At 61.5% G+C, this 21991-nt stretch carries 17 protein-coding genes; 4 read left to right on the forward strand and 13 right to left on the reverse strand.

Annotated features, from left to right (window positions below):
* Positions 1–123: 123 nt before the first annotated feature.
* The 4 genes from cueR to rph form a co-directional block, all read right to left on the reverse strand.
* The gene (cueR, locus tag G5287_RS07980; protein ID WP_106844324.1) at positions 124–513 is read right to left on the reverse strand and encodes a Cu(I)-responsive transcriptional regulator; all 390 of its coding nucleotides are present in this window, start codon (positions 511–513) and stop codon (positions 124–126) included.
* Positions 514–2943 (reverse strand): heavy metal translocating P-type ATPase, encoded by a 2430-nt coding sequence (locus G5287_RS07985; protein ID WP_421231125.1) that lies wholly within the window; start codon positions 2941–2943, stop codon positions 514–516.
* Between the two features lie 180 nt (positions 2944–3123).
* A complete protein-coding gene (pyrE, locus tag G5287_RS07990) occupies positions 3124–3777 on the reverse strand; it encodes an orotate phosphoribosyltransferase (RefSeq protein WP_010676102.1) in 654 nt (217 codons plus the stop codon).
* 75 nt (positions 3778–3852) lie between these two features.
* Positions 3853–4569, reverse strand: coding sequence for a ribonuclease PH (gene rph / locus G5287_RS07995; RefSeq protein WP_005339589.1), 717 nt, complete (start codon positions 4567–4569; stop codon positions 3853–3855).
* A gap of 147 nt (positions 4570–4716) precedes the next feature.
* On the opposite strand from rph, the gene G5287_RS08000 reads away from it, so the two are divergent.
* Positions 4717–5580: a YicC/YloC family endoribonuclease gene (locus tag G5287_RS08000; protein ID WP_005342032.1), complete on the forward strand. Its 864-nt coding sequence runs from the start codon at positions 4717–4719 to the stop codon at positions 5578–5580.
* A gap of 120 nt (positions 5581–5700) precedes the next feature.
* Here the strand turns inward: G5287_RS08000 and G5287_RS08005 are convergent, their stop codons facing one another.
* Positions 5701–6606, reverse strand: coding sequence for a LysR substrate-binding domain-containing protein (locus G5287_RS08005; protein WP_019446199.1), 906 nt, complete (start codon positions 6604–6606; stop codon positions 5701–5703).
* Positions 6607–6725: 119 nt separating this feature from the next.
* Between G5287_RS08005 and G5287_RS08010 the strand changes: the two genes are divergently transcribed.
* Together G5287_RS08010 and fghA are read left to right on the forward strand one after the other, a co-directional pair.
* Positions 6726–7853: an S-(hydroxymethyl)glutathione dehydrogenase/class III alcohol dehydrogenase gene (locus tag G5287_RS08010; protein WP_421231126.1), complete on the forward strand. Its 1128-nt coding sequence runs from the start codon at positions 6726–6728 to the stop codon at positions 7851–7853.
* A 51-nt stretch (positions 7854–7904) separates the two neighbouring features.
* Complete coding sequence (fghA, locus tag G5287_RS08015) at positions 7905–8741, forward strand: S-formylglutathione hydrolase (RefSeq protein ID WP_421231127.1); 837 nt, start codon at positions 7905–7907, stop codon at positions 8739–8741.
* A 50-nt stretch (positions 8742–8791) separates the two neighbouring features.
* Here the strand turns inward: fghA and G5287_RS08020 are convergent, their stop codons facing one another.
* Entirely contained in the window at positions 8792–9514 is a 723-nt protein-coding gene (locus tag G5287_RS08020; RefSeq protein WP_421231128.1) for a head GIN domain-containing protein, read from the reverse strand.
* A 363-nt stretch (positions 9515–9877) separates the two neighbouring features.
* Between G5287_RS08020 and ovoA the strand changes: the two genes are divergently transcribed.
* Entirely contained in the window at positions 9878–12028 is a 2151-nt protein-coding gene (ovoA, locus tag G5287_RS08025; RefSeq protein ID WP_421231129.1) for a 5-histidylcysteine sulfoxide synthase, read from the forward strand.
* Between the two features lie 79 nt (positions 12029–12107).
* Here ovoA and G5287_RS08030 read toward each other — a convergent pair whose 3' ends face one another.
* The 7 genes from G5287_RS08030 to ebgR all read right to left on the reverse strand — a co-directional run bounded on the left by G5287_RS08030 (position 12108) and on the right by ebgR (position 21743).
* On the reverse strand, positions 12108–13058 hold the full coding sequence (locus G5287_RS08030) for a bile acid:sodium symporter family protein (protein WP_058056266.1): 951 nt from the start codon (positions 13056–13058) through the stop codon (positions 12108–12110).
* A 295-nt stretch (positions 13059–13353) separates the two neighbouring features.
* Entirely contained in the window at positions 13354–14799 is a 1446-nt protein-coding gene (locus G5287_RS08035; RefSeq protein WP_421231130.1) for an amino acid permease, read from the reverse strand.
* A gap of 166 nt (positions 14800–14965) precedes the next feature.
* Complete coding sequence (locus G5287_RS08040; protein WP_005342042.1) at positions 14966–15304, reverse strand: tRNA-binding protein; 339 nt, start codon at positions 15302–15304, stop codon at positions 14966–14968.
* 76 nt (positions 15305–15380) lie between these two features.
* Positions 15381–16826, reverse strand: a complete 1446-nt coding sequence (locus G5287_RS08045; protein WP_073348617.1) for an amino acid permease — start codon at positions 16824–16826, stop codon at positions 15381–15383.
* Between the two features lie 103 nt (positions 16827–16929).
* Positions 16930–17385: a beta-galactosidase subunit beta gene (locus G5287_RS08050; protein WP_421231131.1), complete on the reverse strand. Its 456-nt coding sequence runs from the start codon at positions 17383–17385 to the stop codon at positions 16930–16932.
* A complete protein-coding gene (gene ebgA, locus G5287_RS08055; protein ID WP_421231132.1) occupies positions 17382–20456 on the reverse strand; it encodes a beta-galactosidase subunit alpha in 3075 nt (1024 codons plus the stop codon). The genes G5287_RS08050 and ebgA overlap by 4 nt, the downstream gene beginning before the upstream one ends.
* Positions 20457–20777: 321 nt before the next feature.
* Entirely contained in the window at positions 20778–21743 is a 966-nt protein-coding gene (gene ebgR, locus G5287_RS08060) for a transcriptional regulator EbgR (RefSeq protein ID WP_005342046.1), read from the reverse strand.
* Between the last annotated feature and the right edge of the window lie 248 nt (positions 21744–21991).

The raw sequence follows: 21991 nt of genomic DNA on the forward strand, positions 1-21991 counted from the left end.
GTACTCCTGTACAAGAGCCGAGCAGTCTACCACTCCCCCCTGACCGGCAACAATAAAGCGCCGTTTATTAAGAAGTTAATCAATCATCGGCGCTTTCTCCTGCGCTGGCCGGTGAGCCCTTGCTCACCCCTTCTCCAGCTCGTCTAGGATCGGGCACTCGGGATTTTCATCCCCGTGGCAGCAGCAGACCAACCCTTCCAGCGAGCTGAGCATGGCCTGCAGCCCGGCGATGCGAGCGCGCAGATCGACGATCTTCTCCTGCGCCAACTTCTTCACCTGAGCGCTGGTTCTGTGCTCGTCCCGATAGAGCGCCAGCAGCTCCTGACACTCCTCCAAATTGAAGCCGGTCTCCCGCGCCCGCTTGACGAAACGCAGCTCCCGCAGCGCCCCCTCGGTGTAACTGCGATAGCCGTTGTCACTGCGTACCGGGGCTGTGATGAGGCCAATGCTCTCGTAATAACGGATGGTCTTGGCGGTCAGCCCAGTGGCCTTGGCAACCTTGCTGATGTTCATTTATGCCTCCTTACTGATCGGGTTGGATGCTGGCCCGTGCGCCGCCCTGGGCTGCCAGCGTTTCAATAACAGGGAATTGCTCAAAACGGTAATGCTGCTCAGGGCCATGGCCGCCCCCGCCAGCTCGGGGCTCAGGTAACCCAGCGCCGCCAGCGGAATGCCGATGATGTTGAACACGAAGGCCCAGAACAGATTCTGCTGGATAGTGCTCCAGGTCGCCGCCGAGATATCGATGGCATCGGCCACCAGCCGCGGATCAGAGCGCATCAGGGTGATGGAAGCGGTCTCCATCGCCACATCGGAGCCGGAGCCCATGGCGATACCGACGTCCGCCGCCGCCAGCGCCGGGGCATCGTTCACTCCATCCCCCACCATGGCCACCAGCCCGCGGGTTTGCGCCCGCAGCGCCTCCACTTTCTCCACCTTGCCCGCTGGCAGCACGGAGTCAAAGGCCCCGTCCAGCCCCAGCTTGGCGGCGATATGGGCCACGGGGGCCGGCGCGTCGCCGCTCACCAGCCAGCTGGCAATGCCGCGCTGACGCAGAGTGGCGATGGCTTCCGGACTCTCCGGGCGCAGGGTATCGGCCAGCGCCGCGATGCCGGCGACCGTGCCATCAACGGCAATCCAAACCCGGGTCGCCCCATCGGCGGCTTGTTCATCCTGTTGCGGCGGTTCAATGCCGAGCTGGGCCAGCAGGGCGCCATTGCCGATGGCGACTGTGTGACCCGCTACCTGACCGACAATACCGGCACCGACCCGCACCTCCACTGCCTCCGGCTGGGGCAACGCCACTTCTGTGCCGACGGCCTCCCGCATCGCCAGCGCCAGCGGGTGTTCACTCGCCTGCTGCAGGGCGGCAGCGAGGCGCAGCTGCTCGTCGTTGCCACTCCAGCTGGCCAGCACCGGCCGGCCCTGGGTCAGGGTGCCGGTCTTGTCGAAGATAAGCGCCTTGATGGCGTGGGCCCTCTGCAGGGTATCCACATCCTTGATCAGAATGCCGTGGCGCGCCGCCACGCCGGTACCGGTGACGATGGCCGCAGGCGTTGCCAGCCCCAGCGCACAGGGGCAGGCGATCACCAGCACCGCTACCGCCGCCAGCAGCGCCTGACCGAAGTCGTTGCTGATGGCGTACCACACCAGCAGGGTGAAAAAGGCGATGGCCATCACCACCGGTACGAACACGGCAGAGACCTTGTCCACCAGCTGTTGCAGCGGGGCCTTGCCCATCTGGGCGCTCTCCACCAGCGCGATGATCTTGTTGAGGCTGGAGTCCTCCCCCACTGTCGTGGCTTCGATCTCCAGCACGCCGGAGCGGTTGATGGCACCGCCCAGCACCTTGCCGCCCACACTGCGCGGCACCGGCAGGCTCTCGCCGGTGAGGATCGATTCGTCCAGTTCGCTGGCGCCGCTCACGATTCTGCCATCCACCGGCACCCGCTCACCCACCAGCACCCGCAGCCGATCGCCACGTAGCACCTCGTCGATAGCGACGCTCTGCCAACTCTCGCCACGCCAGACGGTGGCAGTTTCCGGTCGCAGCGCCATCAGTTCGCGAATGGCGGACTGGGTGCTGCGTCTGGCCCGTGCCTCCAGCAACTTGCCGAGAGAAATCAGGGTGATGATGATGGCGCTCGCCTCGAAATAGAGCTTGCCGCTGGCAGCCATCCCCAGCGTCAACAACAGATAGAGGCTGTAGAAGTAGGCCGCACTGGTGCCGGTGGCCACCAGCACATCCATATTGGCTGCGCGGTTCTTGATGGCGAGCCAGGCGCCGCGATAGAAACGGGCCCCGATCCAGAACTGCACCGGGGTGGCGAGCACCAGCTCCAGCCATGCGGGCAGATGCCAGGGGAACAACCCGGCCATGGCCAGCATCCCCACCAGCAGCGGTAGCGTCAGCAAAGCCGAGACGATGACCCGGGTTTGCGCCTGACGGGCGCTGGCGGCCTCCTGCGCTTCCCGCTCCAGCAACTGCTGGCGGCGGCCGCTGGCCGAGCCTTGCGCCAACTGGGCACCAAAGCCGAGCGCCTCGATCTGCTCGCGCAAAGCGGCCGGGGTCTGCATCCCGGGCACCAGCACGATCCGGGCCTGTTCAATGGAGAAATTGACCTCGGCGGAGATAACGCCGGGCAGCGCGGCCAGCATCTTGTTCAGTCGAGCCGAACAACCTGCACAAGTCATACCGGTAATTTGAAACAAAAAGGTCTCGCTACCGTAGTCATAACCCTGACTCTTGATGCTGTCGAGCACCGCAGGCAGACGGTCGGGGCTGGCCAGCTCGATGGCCGCCTGCTCCAGCGCGAAGTTGACGGTGGCCGATACCCCGTCGAGTTTGTTGAGACTGGCCGCGATACGGCCTGCGCAGTTGGCACAGCTCATGCCGCTGAGCGGCAACTGCAGATGAATCGGTGATTGAAGATGAGTGGTCATGTTGTTCCTCCCCGGAACCCGTCGGCACCACAAAACGCCGACTGGCAAACCCTAACCTTTACTGTAAGGGCAAGCTCAAGCCACATGATCCACTTTTTGCAGATGAAAAAAAACGGCGCCCGTTTGCTGCCAGAGAGCAAACGGGCGCCGCATTCAGCTATTGCGCGGTGTGAGCGGAGCTCAGATACCGTACTGGGCGCGGTAAGCCTTCATAGCCGCCAGTTGCGCCGCCAGCTCCGGCTGCTCGGCCTGTTTCTCTTCCAGATACTGGATCAAGTCGCTCATTTGGATGATGGCGATGATGTGGGCGCCGTAGTCACGCTCCACCTCCTGAATGGCGGAGAGCTCGCCCTTGCCCTTCTCCTGACGATCCAGCGCGATCAGCACGCCCGCCAGCGAGGCGCCGTTGGCCTGGATCAGATCCATGGATTCACGGATGGCGGTGCCGGCGGTGATGACATCGTCCACCAGCATGATGCGCCCCTTGAGCGGACTACCCACCAGATTGCCGCCCTCGCCATGATCCTTGGCCTCCTTGCGGTTGAAGCACCAGGGCACATCCACGTCATGCTGCTCCACCAGCTGCACCGCGGTGGCGGAGGCGATGGGGATCCCTTTGTAGGCCGGGCCAAACAGTACATCGAACTCGATACCGGCATCCATCAGGGCGGCGGCATAGAAGCGGCCGAGACGGGCCAGATCGCGGCCGCTGTTGAACAGACCGGCGTTGAAGAAGTAGGGGCTTTTACGACCGGATTTCAGGGTAAATTCACCGAATTTGAGAACCTGTTTCTCCAGGGCGAACTCGATAAATTGACGCTGGTAGGCTTTCATTCTGGCTCCTTGCTTGGCTTGTCGTTGTCTTGTGTGGGGGTATAAAAAAACGCGGTCAATGCCGCGTTTTTAAAATCAGGAGAGCGACTGCTTCTGCAGCGCAATGATGTCGGCGATGCCGCCCTTGGCGAGTGCCAGCATCTCCAGCAGCTCTTCATGGGTGAAGGGCTCGGCCTCCGCGGTGCCCTGCACCTCGATGATGCGACCATCTTCGGTCATCACCACGTTCATGTCGGTCTCGGCGGCGGAGTCTTCGATGTACTCCAGATCGCAGATGGCTTCACCCTGATACATGCCGACGGAGACGGCGGCGATCATCTGCTTGAGCGGGCTCTGCTTGATCATGCCCTTCTCGACCATCCAGTTCAGCGCATCCACCAGCGCCACGCAGGCACCGGTAATGGAAGCAGTGCGGGTGCCGCCATCGGCTTGCAGCACGTCACAGTCAACTGTGATGGAGTGCTCGCCCAGCGCAGTCAGGTCTACCGCCGCGCGCAGGGAGCGAGCGATCAGCCGGGAGATCTCCAGAGTACGGCCACTCTGCTTGCCGGAGGCCGCTTCGCGGTTCATCCGGGAGTGGGTGGAGCGCGGCAGCATGCCGTATTCGGCAGTCACCCAGCCCTGGTTCTTCCCTTTCAGGAAGCGCGGCACGCTGGTGTCGACGCTGGCGGTGCAGAGCACGCGAGTGTTACCGAACTCCACCAGCACTGAGCCTTCTGCATGTTTGGTGAAATTGCGGGTAATGGTAACCGGGCGAAGTTGCGCGGCACTGCGATCGCTTGGACGTGACATGGAACGGACCTCTGGGCTGGCTCAAATTGGCGGGGGATTATAAGTGATCCCGCCCCAAATATCAGCCGCTAAAACCACGGCATCGGCTGACGAGCAGGGCCGGGCTGAGTATACTGGCCGCACACTTCATCAAGCCCGGAACAATCAATGATTCACAGCATGACCGCCTACGCCCGCAAGGAATTCAAGGGCGACTGGGGCACAGCCGTTTGGGAAATTCGTTCGGTAAACCAGCGCTATCTGGAAACCTACATTCGCCTGCCGGAGCAACTGCGCAGCCTGGAACCGGTTCTGCGTGAGCGTTTCCGCGCCAAGCTGCAGCGCGGCAAGGTGGAGTGCAACCTGCGTTTCGAAGCCGCTCAGGCCGCTGCCAGCCAGCTGCACATTAATGAAGAGCTGGCCAAGCTCATCATCGACAGCGCCAGCTGGGTAATGAAAGAGGCGGGTCAGGGCCAGCTCAATCCGGTCGACGTGCTGCGCTGGCCGGGCGTCATGGCTGCCGCCGAGCAGGACATGGACGCGGTCGCCACCGAGCTGCTCGGCGGTTTTGACCAGACCATGGAAGATTTCCTCGCCTCCCGCGCCAGCGAAGGGGCCAACCTCAAGGCCCTGATCGAACAGCGTTTGGCCGGCATTCAGGTGGAAGTGAAGAAGGTGCGCGTCCACCTGCCGCAGATCATCGAGTGGCAGCGCCAGAAGCTCACCGACCGTCTGGCCGAAGCCAAGGTGGAGCTGGATCCGGCCCGCATCGAGCAGGAGATCGTGCTGCTGGCCCAGAAGATCGACGTGGCCGAAGAGCTGGATCGTCTGGAGATGCACATCAGCGAAACCAACAAGATCATGAAGAAGGGTGGCGCCTGCGGTCGTCGTCTCGACTTCATGATGCAGGAGTTCAACCGCGAGTCGAACACGCTGGGCTCCAAGTCGATCAACGCCGAAGTGACCCAGTCCGCCGTCGAGCTGAAGGTTCTCATCGAGCAGATGCGCGAGCAGATCCAGAACATCGAGTGATGGGTCACTGACCATCCGGTTGTTACCTGCAAAAGAGCCCTTGATTCCTCAAGGGCTCTTTTATTTTCCGGCCATCGCACCTGTCGCCCACCGCCGGTAAGTCAGCGGCTGGGAAGCGCCCTAACCTATCGGCATCACCAGCGCCGGTTGGTGCGGGTCGCTCAGCCGCTCGGCGAGGTAGTCCACCAGCAGTCGCACCTTGGGGGAGAGGTGGCGGTTGTGGGGATAGAGGGCCCAGATCCCCTCGGCCGGAGCCCGCAGTTCGGGCAGCAGCTCGATAAGCTCCCCTCGGGCCAGATGGTCGCTCACGTAGTAGTCCGGCAGCTGGATAATGCCGATCCCCTTGAGCGCCGCATCCAGCAGGGCATGGCCGCTGTTGCACTGCAACAGGCCGCGCACCCGCACGCTGTGGGGGCGGCCATCCAGGGTGAAGTGCCACTCGTCGCTGTTGCCCACCAAGCAGGTGTGGCGGGTCAGCTCGGAGAGGCTGTTGGGCATGCCGTGGCGGGCGGTGTAGGCCGGTGAGGCGCAGACATAGGGCACCCGCTGCGCCAGCTTGCGCGCCACCAGCGTCGAATCCTTGAGGTGGCCAAGCCGCAGCGCCAGATCGTAGCCTTCATGCACCAGATCCAGCAGCTGGTTGGTGAGGTTGAGGGTCACCTCCAACTGGGGAAAGCGCACCATAAAGTCATTCACCAGCGGGGCGATGCGGCTCTCGCCGTAGGAGACGGGGGCCGTGATGCGCAGCGACCCTTGCGGCACCGCCTGATGGCGCCCCACCGCCAGCTCCGCCTCATAGAGGTTGTCCAGCAGCTGGCGACAGTGGCGATAATAAATCTCGCCGAGCTCGGTGAGCCGCACCTGACGGGTGGTGCGCAGCAGCAGCTTGGCCTGCAGCCGATCCTCCAGCTGTGCCACCTGCCGGCTCACTTGCGCCACCGACACCCCCAGCTTGCGCGCCGCCGGGGTAAAGCCCCCCTGCTCCGCCACGCTGACAAATTCACAGATCCCTTCCCAGCCGAACATTATTACCTATGTGTAAAAGTGATTTCAGATTTCGCCTTATTATCACCAAATAAGCGGGAAACTACACTGGATGTCCGAACCCATTCACCTCACCCTGCTCAACAATAAGGACATCCGTCATGGCACAGGTTCAAAGCATCAAGTGTAAGGCCGCCATAGCCTGGGGCCCGGGCCAGCCCCTCTCCATCGAAGAGATCGAGGTCATGCCGCCCCAGACGGGCGAAGTGCGGGTGCGCATCGTCGCCACCGGCGTCTGCCACACCGATGCCTTCACCCTCTCAGGTGAAGATCCGGAAGGGGTCTTCCCCTGCATCCTCGGTCACGAGGGGGGCGGCATCGTCGAATCCGTCGGCGAGGGCGTCACCAGCGTCAAGGTGGGCGATCACGTGATCCCGCTCTACACCCCCGAGTGCGGCGAGTGCAAATTCTGCAAATCCGGCAAGACCAACCTCTGCCAGAAGATCCGTGCCACCCAGGGCAAGGGGCTGATGCCGGACGGCACCACCCGCTTCTCGAAAGATGGCCAGCCCATCTATCACTACATGGGTACCTCCACCTTCAGCGAATACACGGTACTGCCGGAGATCTCCATCGCCAAGGTGGACCCGGCCGCCCCGCTGGAAGAGGTCTGCCTGCTCGGTTGCGGCGTCACCACCGGCATCGGCGCCGTGATGAACACCGCCAAGGTGAAAAAGGGTGAGAGCGTCGCCATCTTCGGGCTGGGCGGCATCGGCCTCTCGGCGGTGATCGGTGCCCGTCTGGCCAAGGCCGGTCGCATCATCGCCATCGACATCAACGAGAGCAAGTTCGAACTGGCCCGCAAGCTGGGCGCCACCGACTGCATCAACCCGAACGATTACGACAAACCGATTCAGGAGGTGATCGTCGAGCTGACCGACGGCGGCGTCGACTTCTCCTTCGAGTGCATCGGCAACGTCAAGGTAATGCGTGCGGCGCTGGAGTGCTGCCACAAGGGGTGGGGCGAGTCGGTCATTATCGGCGTCGCCGGAGCGGGTCAAGAGATCAGTACCCGTCCGTTCCAACTGGTGACCGGTCGGGTCTGGCGCGGCAGCGCCTTCGGCGGGGTACGCGGTCGCAGCGAGCTGCCGAGCTATGTACAGCGCTACATGCAGGGTGAATTCCGCCTCGATGACTTCATCACCCACACCATGCCATTGGAGCAGATCAACGAGGCGTTCGATCTGATGCATGAAGGCAAGAGCATCCGCACCGTCATCCACTACTGATCCCATGAGCGCCCCGCCCATCGATGCATGGGCGGGGCAAGGAGTCGTTACATGAATCTGGACATCATCAGCAGCAACAAGAGCTTCGGCGGCTGGCACAAGCAGTATCGCCACCACTCCAATGTGCTGGGGTGCGAGATGCGCTTCGCCATCTACCTGCCGCCCCAGGCCCTCACCGGCCAGAAGGTGCCCGTGCTCTACTGGCTCAGCGGCCTCACCTGCACCGATGAGAACTTTATGCAGAAGGCGGGTGCCCAGCGCATTGCCGCCGATCTCGGTATCGCCCTGGTCGCGCCGGACACCAGCCCCCGCGGTGACGGCGTAGCGGACGACCCCGGTTATGACCTCGGCATGGGAGCTGGCTTTTACGTCAATGCCAGCCAGAGCCCCTGGCAGGCGCACTACCAGATGTATGACTACGTCACCCGCGAACTGCCTGACTTGATAGAGACCCACTTCCCGGTCTCGACCCGCCGCGCCATCAGCGGCCACTCCATGGGCGGTCACGGTGCGCTCATCGCCGCGTTGCGAGAGCCGGGTCGCTACCGCTCGATCTCGGCGTTCAGCCCGATCTGCCACCCGAGCCGCTGCCCCTGGGGCCAGAAGGCGCTCGGCGCCTACCTCGGCAGCAATCCGCTGTTGTGGCAGGAGTGGGATGCCTGCCAGCTGCTGCGCCACCAGCCGGTCACGCCGCTACCAACCTTGGTGGATGTGGGGCTGGATGACCCCTTCCTCGCCGAGCAGTTGCATATCGATGCGCTGGCCGAGGTGGCCGCCAGCAAGGGGTGGCCGCTGGAGCTCAACCGCCACGAGGGCTATGACCACAGCTACTACTTCGTGGCGAGCTTTATCGAGGCGCACCTGCGCTTTCACGCCCGCCACCTCTGATCAACACAGGCCCGTTGCGGGCCTGTTTCAGTTGTGGTGATCGGTTGATATCAGCTGCCCGCTCGGGTCACGCCGCCGGAGCCTGCGATCTGCTGCTCCACCTTGGGATCGCCCCAGTAGGCGATGTTGCCTGAGCCGGCGATGCCGACTTTCAGCGTCTCCTGCGCCCGTACCGCCACATCACCACTGCCGGCGATATTGACCTCTACCTCGTTGCCGCGCATCTCGCTCCCGAGCACATCGCCAGCACCGGCAATGTTCAGCTCGATAGCCTGTGCCGAACCGCTGCCCAGCTCCAGACTGCCGGTGCCAGCGATATTCCCTTCCAGCCGTTGCAGCTCCAGCTGACTGGCGACGATGTCACCGGTACCGGCCACCGACAGCACCAGCTCATCGCCCTTGAAGCCGCTCAGATCGCCGTTGCCGGTCCCGGCCAATGCCAGTTCGTTCAACACCGGCAAGGTGATGGTCAGCTCCAGCGGCTCGGTAGGCTCGAGCCGGTAACCCTCCTTCACCTCGATCTCCAGCTTGTCGCCGCTCTCGGTCAGCACCAGATAGGGCAGCAGGTTCTCCTGCCCCTTGATCAGGATACCGCGCGGCTCCCCCGCTACCAGATGGAGGGTGGCAGGCACACCCGCCAGCACCCGGGTCACCCCGTCACCGAGCGCCTGCTGGCGCTCGACCACAGCCCCCGTTCCGGTCACTCTGGTCTGATCCAGCCAGTGACAACCACTGAGCCCTGCCATCAACATGACAACCATCATCCATTTCATCGCTACTCTCCTCCTTATGTGTTGGCCATCCAGGGCCAATTGGTTTTCATGCTATGCAAAGCGCGAGCCAAAAATTAACCTAATGATTCAAAAGGAAATAACTTTTTCACCCAGAACAGAACGAAGAATTAAGAGAGCCATTTAGACCATATTTTGGTGAAAATAACCATTCTCGAACGGATACGATTGTGGCTGATTGGCGGGTCGTCCTGCCGGTCACTATGCTGACAGCCCGTGGAAGTTTTTAATTGTCCTGCCGGTCTGTTGAGCCAATAGTGGTACTTCGTGCGTACCAAGCTCTCCATTGCGGTAATGTCATTACCACTGTCTTGTCAGTCTTCACTGCCAACAAGGAGTCAGAGCGTGACCCAAGCAAGCCCTCTCTATGCCACCGCCACCGGTCTGCCGGAACCGACTCGCACCCCGTTGCTGACCGGCAGCGATCCCGAGCAGAAACGGCGCGAGCTGCTCGCCTACTTCTGCCAGACCTTCGATCTCTACGACTCGCTGTTCGACTGTCTGGCCGATGAGCGGGCCTGGTTCAACAAGGCGATCCCGCTGCGCCACCCGCTCATCTTCTACTACGGCCACACCGCCGCCTTCTTTATCAACAAGCTGCTGGCGGCACGCCTGATCGATCAGCGGCTGGATGCCCGCATCGAGGCCATGGTCGCCATCGGGGTGGACGAGATGAGCTGGGACGATCTGGACGAGACCCACTACGACTGGCCCAAAGTTAGCGAGCTGCGCAGCTATCGGGCCAAAGTCCGTTCGCTGGTGTGCGACTTCATCCGCCAGATGCCGCTCACCCTGCCCATCGACTGGCAGAGTCCGGCCTGGGTGATCCTGATGGGGATAGAGCACGAGCGCATCCACCTCGAGACCTCCAGCGTGCTGATCCGCCAGTTGCCGATCGCCTGGGTGCGGCCGCAGCCTTATTGGCCCGCCTGCGCCGAAGCACGCCACCGCATTGATCAGGTGCCCGCCAACAGCCTGCTGCCGGTGGCCGGCGGCAAGGTGCGCCTTGGCAAGCAGGACGCCACCTACGGCTGGGACAACGAATATGGCGAGCGCCAGATCGAGCTGGCCCCGTTTCAGGCCAGCCGCATGCTGGTGAGCAATGCCGAGTACCTCGCCTTCGTCCAGGCGGGCGGCTATGGCCAACAACAGTGGTGGGATGAGGAGGGATGGGGCTGGTGCCAGTACGCCAAGGCGCAGATGCCCACCTTCTGGGTGGGTGATCCCACCGAGCCCGAACAATTGCAGCTGCGGCTGATGACCGAGCAGGTCGCCATGCCCTGGGACTGGCCGGTCGAGGTGAATCAGCTGGAAGCGGCTGCCTTCTGCCGCTGGAAGGCGGCCCGGACCGGACTCCCCATCCAGCTGCCGAGCGAGGCGGAGTGGCAGCTGCTGCGCGAGCAGCTACCCGGCGATCAGCCGGACTGGACAGAGGCCCCCGGCAATATCAATCTGGCCCGTTTTGCCTCCTCCTGCCCGGTGGATGCCTGCCCGCAAGGGGAGTTCTTCGATCTGGTGGGCAATGTCTGGCAGTGGACCAGCACCGCCATCGATGGCTTCGACGGCTTTAAAATCCACCCGCTCTACGACGACTTCTCCACCCCGACCTTTGATGGCAAGCACACCCTGATCAAGGGGGGCAGCTGGATCAGCACAGGTAACGAAGCGCTCAAATCATCCCGTTACGCCTTTCGGCGTCACTTCTTCCAGCATGCGGGTTTCCGCTATCTGGTCTCCCGTTATCAGGAACCCGTTATCGTGAATCCCTATGAAACCGACACGCTGGTCGCTCAGTACCTCGACTTCCAGTACGGCCCCAGCCACTTCGGGGTCGCCAACTACGCCAAGACGCTTGCTGATCTTGCTGGCGAGCTGTGCAGCAACCACCAGCGGGCACTGGATATCGGCTGTGCCACCGGCCGCGCCAGCTTCGAACTGGCTCGCCACTTCCAGCATGTGGACGGGGTCGACTACTCGGCCCGCTTCATCGATGTGGCGCTGGCCCTCGCCAGCCAGGACAGCTTCCGCTACGCCATTCCGCTGGAGGGTGAATTGGTGGAGTATTGCGAGGCACGCCTGTCGAGCCACGGGCTGGGGGCGAGTCAGGCTGAGCGCATCCACTTCAGTCAGGGGGATGCCTGCAACCTCAAGTCCAAATATGACCACTATGATCTGGTGCTCGCCTCCAACCTGATCGACCGGCTGCGGGAGCCCGCCCGCTTCCTGCGGGATATCGCTCCCCGGCTGCGCAGCGGTGGCCTGCTGGTGCTCACCAGCCCCTATACCTGGCTGGCGGAATATACTCCGCCCGCCAACTGGCTCGGCGGCATTCGTGAAAACGGCGAGGCGCTCACCACCTATCAGGCGCTGCAACGGCTGCTGGCGGCGGAGTTCGAGGAGCACTGCCCGCCGCGGGATGTGCCTTTCGTCATCCGCGAGACCGCCCGCAAATACCAGCACACGGTGGCGCAGCTGACCGTCTGGCGCAAACGCTAGCACGCCGGTCGACATGCAGATGAAAAGAGGGAGGCCAACGGGCCTCCCTCTTTTCATGGCAGTCAAAATGGCGCGAGTATCAATGCCCCTGCTCATGATAGCGGCGGGCCAGCACGGCGCAGACCATCAGCTGGATCTGGTGGAAGATCATCAGCGGCAGCACCATCACCCCGACGCTGGCGGCGGGGAACATGACGTTGGCCATGGGTACCCCGTTGGCGAGGCTCTTCTTGGAGCCGCAGAATACGATGGTGATCTCGTCCGCCTTGTCGAAGCCGAGGCGACGGCTGATCCAGACGTTCCAGCAGAGCACCAGCGCCAGCAAGACGCAACTCAGCAGCACGATACTGGCCAGATCGTACCAGCCCACTTGGTGCCAAATCCCCTGCACCACCGCCTCGCTGAAGGCCACATAGACCACCAGCAGGATGGAGCTCTGATCCAGCTTGCCGATGAGCGGCCGGTGGCTGTCGACCCAGCGGCCAATGAGCGGACGCGACAGGTGGCCCACCACAAAAGGCAGCATCAGCTGCATCATGATGGACTGGATGGAGTGCCAGGTGTCGATCCCCTCCCCCTGTACGTGGATCATCATCCCCACCAGCACCGGCGAGAGAAAGATACCGAGGATGCTGGAGGCCGAGGCGCTGCACACCGCCGCCGACACATTGCCGCCAGCCATGGAGGTAAAGGCGATAGCCGACTGCACGGTGGCAGGCAGAGCGCAGAGATAGAGGAAGCCAAGGTAGATGGCCGGGCTCAGCCAGCTCGGCACCAGCGGGGTGAGCAGCAGCCCCAGCAGCGGAAAGAGCACGAAGGTGCTGAGCATCACCACCAGATGAAGCCGCCAGTGGCCGAGGCCCGCCAGCAGGTTCTGGCGCGACAGCTTGGCGCCATGCATGAAGAACAAGAGCGCCACCGCCAGCTTGGTCAGCAGACCGAACCAGACAGCCACCTGCCCCTCGCAGGGAAAGAGGGAGGCCAGAGTGACCACCGCAATCAGCACAACAGTAAAGGGATCCAGACGCACGAAAGGTCTCCATCAGAAGGGCATCCTGCAGCCATGGCGACAGTCAGGATTGGGGAGGACAAGAAACAGAGCGGGAGATGTCTGGCACCTCCCGCTAAAACGAACCTCCAGCTTACCCCGATAACGGAGAGGCGCAAAGTTGAGCGGCGAATAATTGTTCATCAATGCTTAACGCCGTCGCCATATCGAGCAGCAAAAGTTGACGATAAGTCGGCCCTGACAGCTCCCAAACGGCTAAAAATGGATAAAAAAACGGGCGACCAAGGCCGCCCGTTCCGCTTTTTCACCCAGCCGATCAGCGCTGGCTGACCAGCTTGCCGTTGCCGCTTTTCTTCTCATTGCCGCCGAGCTTGTGGGCCTGCCGCTTCTCGAAACGGGAGATCCACCAGTAGGCCAGCGCCGAGAATACCGCGGTCATAAAGACGTTGATGAAGAAGGCGCGCACCAGATCCACCCCGGCCGGGAAGGCGGAGGCACTCATGCTCACCACGAAGATGGCGATCAGCACCGACACCACGCTCATCCCGAACTTGCGCGACCCCATGCGGAAGTCGCGGGGGGTGTCGTCATGTTTCCAGCGGAACACGAAGTAGGCCACCATGATGAAGATCGGCGGCAACATGGCGGTGCCGGCGGTGAGGTTGATGGCGGTGTTCATCATCTGCTGCACCGACTCGGAACCGAAGCCGTTGACCACCAGCATCGCGAACACGAAGACAAACTGCCACCAGGCGGCGCGCACCGGCACGCCGTGCTCGTTGAGTTGGGTGGTCTTCTCGCCGTAAACCCCCTGCGGGATCTCGGAGAAGTGGATCTTCACCGGCGCCGAGGTCCACATCATCATGGAGCCGAACATGGCGATAAACAGCACCACGCCGACGAAGCGGCCCACCAGCGCCTCGGAAAGCCCGAAATACTGCGCCATGCCGGTGAAGATCTCCACCATGCCGCCGGCATAGGTGAGGCTCTCGCGCGGCACGAACACGTTCACCAGCAGGGAACCGACCGCATACATGGCACCGATGACGATACCGGCACTGATGATCACCTTGATGAAGGACTTCTGGCCGCCCTTCACGTCATTGAGGTAGGCCGCCGCCGTCTCGGCACCGCCCGCCGCCTGGAAGATCCAGCACATGATGCCGAGGGTCGCCCAGTTGACGGTAGGGGTCATCGCCTCCAGCGTGATGGGCTGGGCCGGTACATGATCGCCACTCAAAGCCATCAGGGCGCCCAGCACATAGATGGCGAACAGGGCAAACACCCCGTAGGCCACTATTTCGGCAATCTTGCCGAGCCAGCTCGCCCCCTTGGTGGAGATGTGGGTCGCCGCCGCAAACAGCACGATGGAGATGATCGAGGTGACCATGGGCGAGAAGCTGTACTCGTACCCCAGCATGGCGTAGGAGGCGTAGGCGATGACGTTGGGCAACAGGGAGACGAACCAGAACAGGTTCACGAACCAGTAGAGAAACGAGCCCAGATAGGCCATCCGGGTGCCGAGCGGTTTTTTAAGCCAGTCGTACATCCCCGACTCGGAGTTTTTGTTGGCCGAGACGAACTCGGCAATGATGAAGACGAACGGGATGAAGTAGACGATGGTCGCCAGCAGGAAGATGGGGGCTGAGCTGAGCCCCAGCTCGATGTTGTTGTTGACGATGTTGCGCACGTTGAACACGGCGGCAAAGGTCATCGACAACAGGGCAAACTTGCCTATGGTGCCGCGTACGGATTCAGACATGGTGTCCTCCAGTGGACTTGCGCTCCCTGCGGGTAACGCTGTGACTCTGTGATGTGTTTGGCAAGGGTCTGTCGGCCCCGCGCTTTACTCTCTTGTTATGATCGGGCCGCGTGGACGGCCTCGTTGCTGAACCGGTACCGTCTCCCGCACCGGCTCGCAATACCATTCAGACGATCGGAGTGCCCGGCGCCATCGGCACCCGCGGCTGCAGCAGCACGCTCTGGCTCTCGTCCGGGGTCTCGGCGCAGAGCAACATGCACTCGGATCGCTCGCCGCGCATTTTGGTGGGCTTGAGGTTGGTCAGTACCACCACCTCGCTGCCCATCAGCTCCTCTTCGCTGTAGTAGGGCACCAGACTGGTGACGGTCTGCAGCGGCCGCTCGCCACCCACGTCGATCTGGACGATGTAGAGTTTGTCGGCCCCGGGGTGACGCACCACCTCCAGCACCTTGCCCACCTTCATCTCGACCCGTTTGAATTCGGCAAACTCGATCGTCTCGCTCATGCTCTTTTCCTTTTCTGGTTCAACGGTTTGCGGGTGGCCAACGGCCACCCGGTTTGATTGGGATTCAATGCAGTGCCTATGGCGTCTGCATGGCAACCTGCGCTGTCGGCTGGGCCTCTTTCGCGCGCGCTTCGGCGCTGAGGGAGGCCTCGTATCTGTTGTATTTCCACCAGGCGAAGCCGAGGAAGATCACGATCCCGCCGACGTTGTAGAAGATGATGGTCATGATGTCGGCACCGGTCGGGAAGGTGGAGGCGAGGAAGCCCACCGAGAAGATGGCGATCAGCACCGAGACCACGGCGATGCCGGTGGTACGCGAACCCATCTTGAACTCCCGCGGCAGGTGGTCGAGCTTCAGGCGCAGATTGAGGTAGGCCAGCATGATGAACAGCGGCGGCAGCATGGAGGCGGCGGCGGTCATGTTGATGACGGTGTTCATCAGATCCTGCGCGGTGTTGGAGCCCAGGGTCGGGATCACCATCAGCGGCAGCACGATGAGGTACTGGATCCAGGCTGCACGGGCGGGCACGCCGTTCTCGTTCAGCTCGACCGTCTTCTTGCCGAAGATGCCGGCCGGGATTTCGGAGAAGAAGATCTTCACCGGGGTCGCCGTCCACATCAGCAGGGAGCCGAACATGGCGGTGAAGGAGACCAGCCCGACGAAGCGGTTCATCAGGATCTCCGGCAGGCCGAAGTAGGCCGCCAGCCCCTCAAATACCTGCACCGAGCCGCCGGTATATTTCAGGGTGCCGCTCGGCACGAACACGTTGATCAACAGCGAGGCGATGGAGTAGAGCACCCCGATAAAGATCCCGGCGATGATGATCACTTTCACGAAGGACTTGGAGCCCCCTTTCACGTCATTGACATAGACCGCCACCGACTCGGCGCCACCGGCCGCCATAAAGATCCAGGTGGTGATGCCGAGGAAGGCCCAGCTGAAATCGGGGACCATGGCCTCTACCGTGATGGGGTCAGCCGGCTGCACGCCGCCCACCAGTGCCGCACCCGCCAGCAGGATGTAGGAGAGGGTCAGCAGCAGCATCAGGGACGAGGTCACCGAGGTGATGGGACCGAGCATCTTGGCACCGTTGGTAGAGACGTAGGTGGCAAAGGCAAACAGCACCATGCTCAATGCCGTGGTCGCCACCGGTGTGAGAATGTACTCGTAGCCGAGAAAGGCATAGGAGGCGTAGGCGATAACCCGCGGCAGCAGCGAGGTGAAGAAGAACAGGTTCACGAACCAGTAGGTGTAGGCGGAGATAAAGGCCCAGCGACCGCCGAGGGAGCTCTTCACCCAGGCATACACCCCTGCTTCGGAGTTTTTGTTCAGTGATACGAACTCCGCAATGATCAGGCAAAACGGAATGAAGTAAAAAATGGTGGCCAGAAAGAACATCGGGGCCGAGGCCAGACCGATCTCGATGTTGTTGTTGATGACGTTGTTGAAGCTGAATACCGCCGCGAAGGTGAGCGACAGCAGACCAAACTTGCCTATCGTATTCCGTTTGGAATCAGACATGGTGCATCTCCAGACCTGTAGTTATCTCAGCGAAAGGGCGGGGCATGGGTTGTAGGGTGAGCCCCGCCATTCCGGCTTTTATCAGTGCAGAACCGGCGGCTTGTTATTTGTTCTTGAAGTAGCCGCCTTCGACGGTGACCTTGATGATCACCTTGCTCACCGGCCCGTCGCCGACAAACCTGTAAGCCTCATCGTTCTCGAAGATCACCACCTGACCCTTGCCGACCTGCTGGCGCTCACGCACCTCACCTGCCAGCCACTCGCGGTCGGTGGTGTCGTCATAGGCCTGCTCGACCCGCAGCTCGCTCTTGGCTGCCCACTCCACCGTCTCTGCCCCTTCCAGGTAGTAGTGGACGTCGAAGTAGCGGCGCTGCCCCTCGAACAGGGAGGTGACCGGGCTGGCCCCCTCCTGCAAGCGATAGGTGAGGGAGTCACCGATGGAGTGGCAGATACCGGGCTTGAGGTTGGCCAGGTTGTTGATGGCCTCCACGCAGCGGCCCCACTTCTTGCCCTCCCGGTAGATGTTTTTGAACAGGGTCAGGTTGTCCAGGATGATCATGCGAGGTTCCTCCCGCCGTTGATGGTGAGATCGAGCCCGGCCAGCGCAGCCGGATTGAGGTTGCCACGGGCGATGGGCAGCAGGGTCAGGCCGAAGCTGAACGGCTCGAAGCGCACCCGCCAGGAGTCCAGCACCTCGGAGCCCCAGGAGTTGGAACCCAGTCCCAGCACCTTGTGATCCAGATTGAGGGTGAGATAACCGCTCGGTTCCAGCTCGTTGATGTGCTGCGCCGCGTGGATATGCTCCCAGCTGTAGGGCCAGACGCTCAGGTTGATGGGGGCATCAGGCCGCACGTAGAGACCGGCGCCGTGGCGGTTGGTCAGGGTCGCCCAGCGCACCTGCTGGCGGTTGCCGTTATCCTGCGGGAAGGGGTAGTGCTCCCACATCTCGCTGACTGTGCTCTGGAAGCTGTCGATCCAGTTGCTCTGGCGGCTGTCCTGATAGTTCTCCCCCGGGCCCATGCCGTAGTAGTGCACCCGGTCGAGATCCTGACGAATGCCCAGCTCGAAGCCGATCTTGGGGATGATGTCGTCATAACCGCCATAGGGCTGACCGGACAGCGCAACGTGCAGCTGACCGTTCGGGCTCAGGGTGTAGACGTAGCGGCAGCGCATGCCGAAGTCGAACACCGGCGGCGCGATCAGGCTCTCGACCGTCACCTCGACCGCCTCGCCCAGCTGACGCCAGCTTAAGGTGCGGAAGTGCTCCTGCATGATCTGCAGGTGGTTCGGGTGCCACAGGCTCTCGTACTCCTGCTTGTGGTTGTCGATCATCGGCTTGAAGAAGGTGAGGCGCGGCGAGCGCTCAATCAGCTCATTTCCATCCTGCTGCCAGCTCACCAGCTTGCCGTCGAGGCGCGAGAAGCGCAGGGCAAAGCCGCTGCCGCTCAAGGTCAGCGCGAGGCGCTCGTCGGCAATCTGCAGCGCAGTAGCGTTGGGATTGGCAAAGGGTCGCAGCTGGCGAGTCGATGCCTTCAGTTGGAACTGGTACTGGCCCAGCTCGTGCTCCGCCGCGCTGTAGCGGGTGGCGGTGACCTTGATGACCCGCAGCTGGACGAAGGTTTCCCGCCCATCGAGAGATGGCAGTTCGAGTTGCAACTCTGTGGTGGCTCCGGGAGCTACCCCTTCCAGCCGGATTTGCTGGCTGGCCAGCAGCTCGCCCTCAGCCTTCACTTCAACCAGCAGGCGGATGTCGTCGAGAGTGGAGAACCAGTAGCGGTTTTCCACCGCCAGCTTGCCGCTCGCCAGATCCAGCGCGCGCACCTTGACCGGGCAGATCACCTGCTTGTATTCGCGCAGGCCAGGCCCCGGGGTCTGATCCGGATAGATGAGGCCATCCATGCAGAAGTTGTAGTTGTTGGGGTAGTCGCCATAGTCGCCGCCGTACTTGTAGACAGGGCGCCCCTGCTCGTCCTGATCCAGAATGCCGTGATCGCACCACTCCCAGATGTAGTGACCCTGAATGTGGGGATGACGGTCGAACACCTGCTGGTATTCGCTGAGGCCACCCGGGCCGTTGCCCATGGCGTGGGCATATTCGCAGAGGATACGAGGCTTGGCCATCGGGAACTCGCCGAAGCAGTTCATCTGGGAGACGCGTGAGTACATGGTACTGACCACATCCACCACCTCGGCATCGCGATCCTCTTCGTAGTGCACCAGCCGGGTCGGGTCGATCGCCTTGCAACGCTGGTACATGGCCCTGATGTTGCAGCCGTAGCCGGATTCGTTGCCCAGCGACCAGATGATGATGGAGGGGTGGTTCTTCTGGGCGTGCACGTGGCGCTCGATGCGATCCACGAACACCGGCTCCCAGAAGGGATCGTCAGTGATGCGGCTGAGATCGCCGACGTTGGCAAAACCGTGGGTCTCCACGTCGGTCTCCGCCATCACGAACAGACCGTACTGGTCACACAGCTCGTAGAAGCGCGGGTCGTTCGGGTAGTGGGCGGTGCGCACCGAGTTGAGGTTGTGCTGCTTCATCAGCACGATATCGCGTTCAACACGGTCCATGCCGACCGCACGGCTCTTGAGGTGGTCGTTGTCGTGACGGTTCACCCCGTGCAGCTTGAGGTAGTGGCCGTTGACGTAGAAGAGGCCATCCTTGACCTTGATTTCACGCACCCCGACCCGCTGCGGGATCACTTCCAGCAGCTCACCCCGACCGTTGTAGAGGGAGAGTTGCAGCTGGTAGAGGTAAGGGTCTTCGGCGCTCCACAGATGGGGGTTGGCCAGATCCAGCGTGAAGTGGCAATCACACTTGCCGTCGATGGCGAGATGGTCGAGGGAGCCGCTGGCGATCTCGCTGCCCTGATCCAGCAGGGACCAGACCAGACGGTGATCACGGGCGGCCGCCCCCAGGTTCTCGAGCTGGATATCGCAGCTCAGGGTAGCGCTCTGATTGTCATCGGCCAGCGCGGTGCGGATGAAGAAGTCCTGCACATGGGCGGCCGGTTTGCCCACCAGATAGACGTCGCGGAAGATCCCCGCCATCCACCACATGTCCTGATCTTCGATATAGGTGGAGTCGGCCCACTGCATCACCCGCACCGACAGCAGGTTCTCCCCAACCTTGGCGTAGGCGCTGATATCGAACTCGGCGGTGAGACGACTGCCCTTGCTGAAGCCGACGTAGTGGCCGTTCACATAGACCTCGAAGTAGGTCTCCACCCCGTCAAACTTGATGATCACCTGCTCGCCGTCCCAGGCCGGGCTCAGCGTGAAGCTGCGCTGATAGGCGCCGGTGGGGTTGTTGGTCGGCACGAAGGGCACGTCGATGGGGAAGGGAAAACCTTCGTCGGTGTACTGCAGCTGGCCATGACCCTCCATCTGCCACATGTTGGGCACGGTGATCTGGCTCCACTCGTTCATGGGGCTGTGATAGAAGGCCTCCGGCACCTGCAGGGGGTGGTCGAAGTAGTGGAACTGCCACTGGCCGCCAAGGCTCAGAAAACGGCGACTCAGCTCGCGCTGCATAGTGGCCGCCAGCGCGTGGTCGGCATAAGAGAAGAAGTAGGCGCGCGGAGCCAGCCTGTTTTCACCAACGAATTGGACGTTTTCCCAGTTATTCACATGTCCTCCCGGAACAAGGCAACGTTAACTGGGTAAACTCTAGATAAACATTTACTAAATATCAGCTTTGGATTGGTAAAGTTTTAACCTGATCACAATGAACAGATGGTTTTGTGAGCGAGATCAGAAGCGGGAGATAAAGGAGGGCAAGATATGGATGAGTGGCATGGATGTTGATAAGAGTTGGCTGGTTAGCAATAAAATCAACTATAAAACAATATGATATGAAGTTACTGGATGATATGGGAAAGAGGTTTGCTTGGGAGAGGTGTCGCACCACCGCAAGATGGCGCGACTAAAAAGTGACTTATTTTACTAAAATCAGCGGGTGGTGCCACGCAGGGTCAACTTGCTCGGCACCAGCACCCGAAGTGGAATATCACGCTCGTCTCGCAGCCGCTCAACCAGCAAATTGACCCCCTGGGAGCCCATCAACTCGGAGTGGATCCGCACCGTAGAGAGCGGCGGGAAGGTGAACTTGGCGGTCGGGATATCGTTGACGCTGATAAGCTCGATCTGCTGGGGAATCGCCAGTCCCTTCTCATGAATGGCACGCAGCACACCGATGGCGATGGAGTCGGAGGCGACGAACAGCGCCTTGGGCCAATCCCCTGCCAGCATCTCCTTCGCCAACTGGTAGCCGGAGGCGCTGGAGAAGTCGCCGCGATAGAGATCGCTCTCCTGCACCACCCCCAGCCGCTGGCCATAATCCCGGAAGGCCAGTTCGCGCAGATCAGGATTCTCATCCTGGCCACCGATATAACCGATACGCTGGTGCCCCTGCGCGATGAAGTAATCGACGACCTGCTGGCTGATCAGGGCGAGATCCACATCGACCGAGTCGAACTCTCCCTGTGAACGGCAGTCGACAAACACCAGCTGGCTGGAACAAGCCCTTAGCTGGACGAGACGTTCGGCTGTGAGTGTGCCGACCACCAGAATGCCATCCACGGCGCTCAATTCACGCCCTTCACCACAGTTGTAGAGATGGGTCAGTTCGATATTGAGGCGGGCACTCTGGGTCTCGATGCCATAACGGATAGCGAGATAGTAAGGGTCGTTGACCTCGGTACTCTGGGGATAGGCATAGACCACCAGAAAGTGCAGCTTGCTCTTGTGCACCCCCTTGCGGGCGCTGCTGGTCTTGTACTCCAGCCGTTCGGCAATCTCGAAGATCCGCTGCTTGGTCTCTTCCTTGACGCTCAGGCTGGGATCCTCGTTCAGTACCCGGGATACCGTCGCGAGAGAAACCCCCGCTTCCTGTGCAATTTCCTTCAACGTAGCCATCAATACCTCGCTGGCAGCATCACGTGTTAATCGGTAACGGCTAAAGAGTAACGGGCAATCCCTTGATAGCCCAGCACTTTTACTAAAATGCCGGCGGCGGTGCAGATTTTTGGAACCCAGAAATGCAAAAAGGCCTCCCGGATGGGAGGCCTCTTCTAAATAGGTGCCTGACAGTGTCCTACTCTCGCATGGCGAATGCCACACTACCATCGGCGCTACCGCGTTTCACTTCTGAGTTCGGCATGGGA

Source organism: Aeromonas sp. 603079, from assembly GCF_049172135.1.
GTDB lineage: Bacteria > Pseudomonadota > Gammaproteobacteria > Enterobacterales > Aeromonadaceae > Aeromonas > Aeromonas veronii.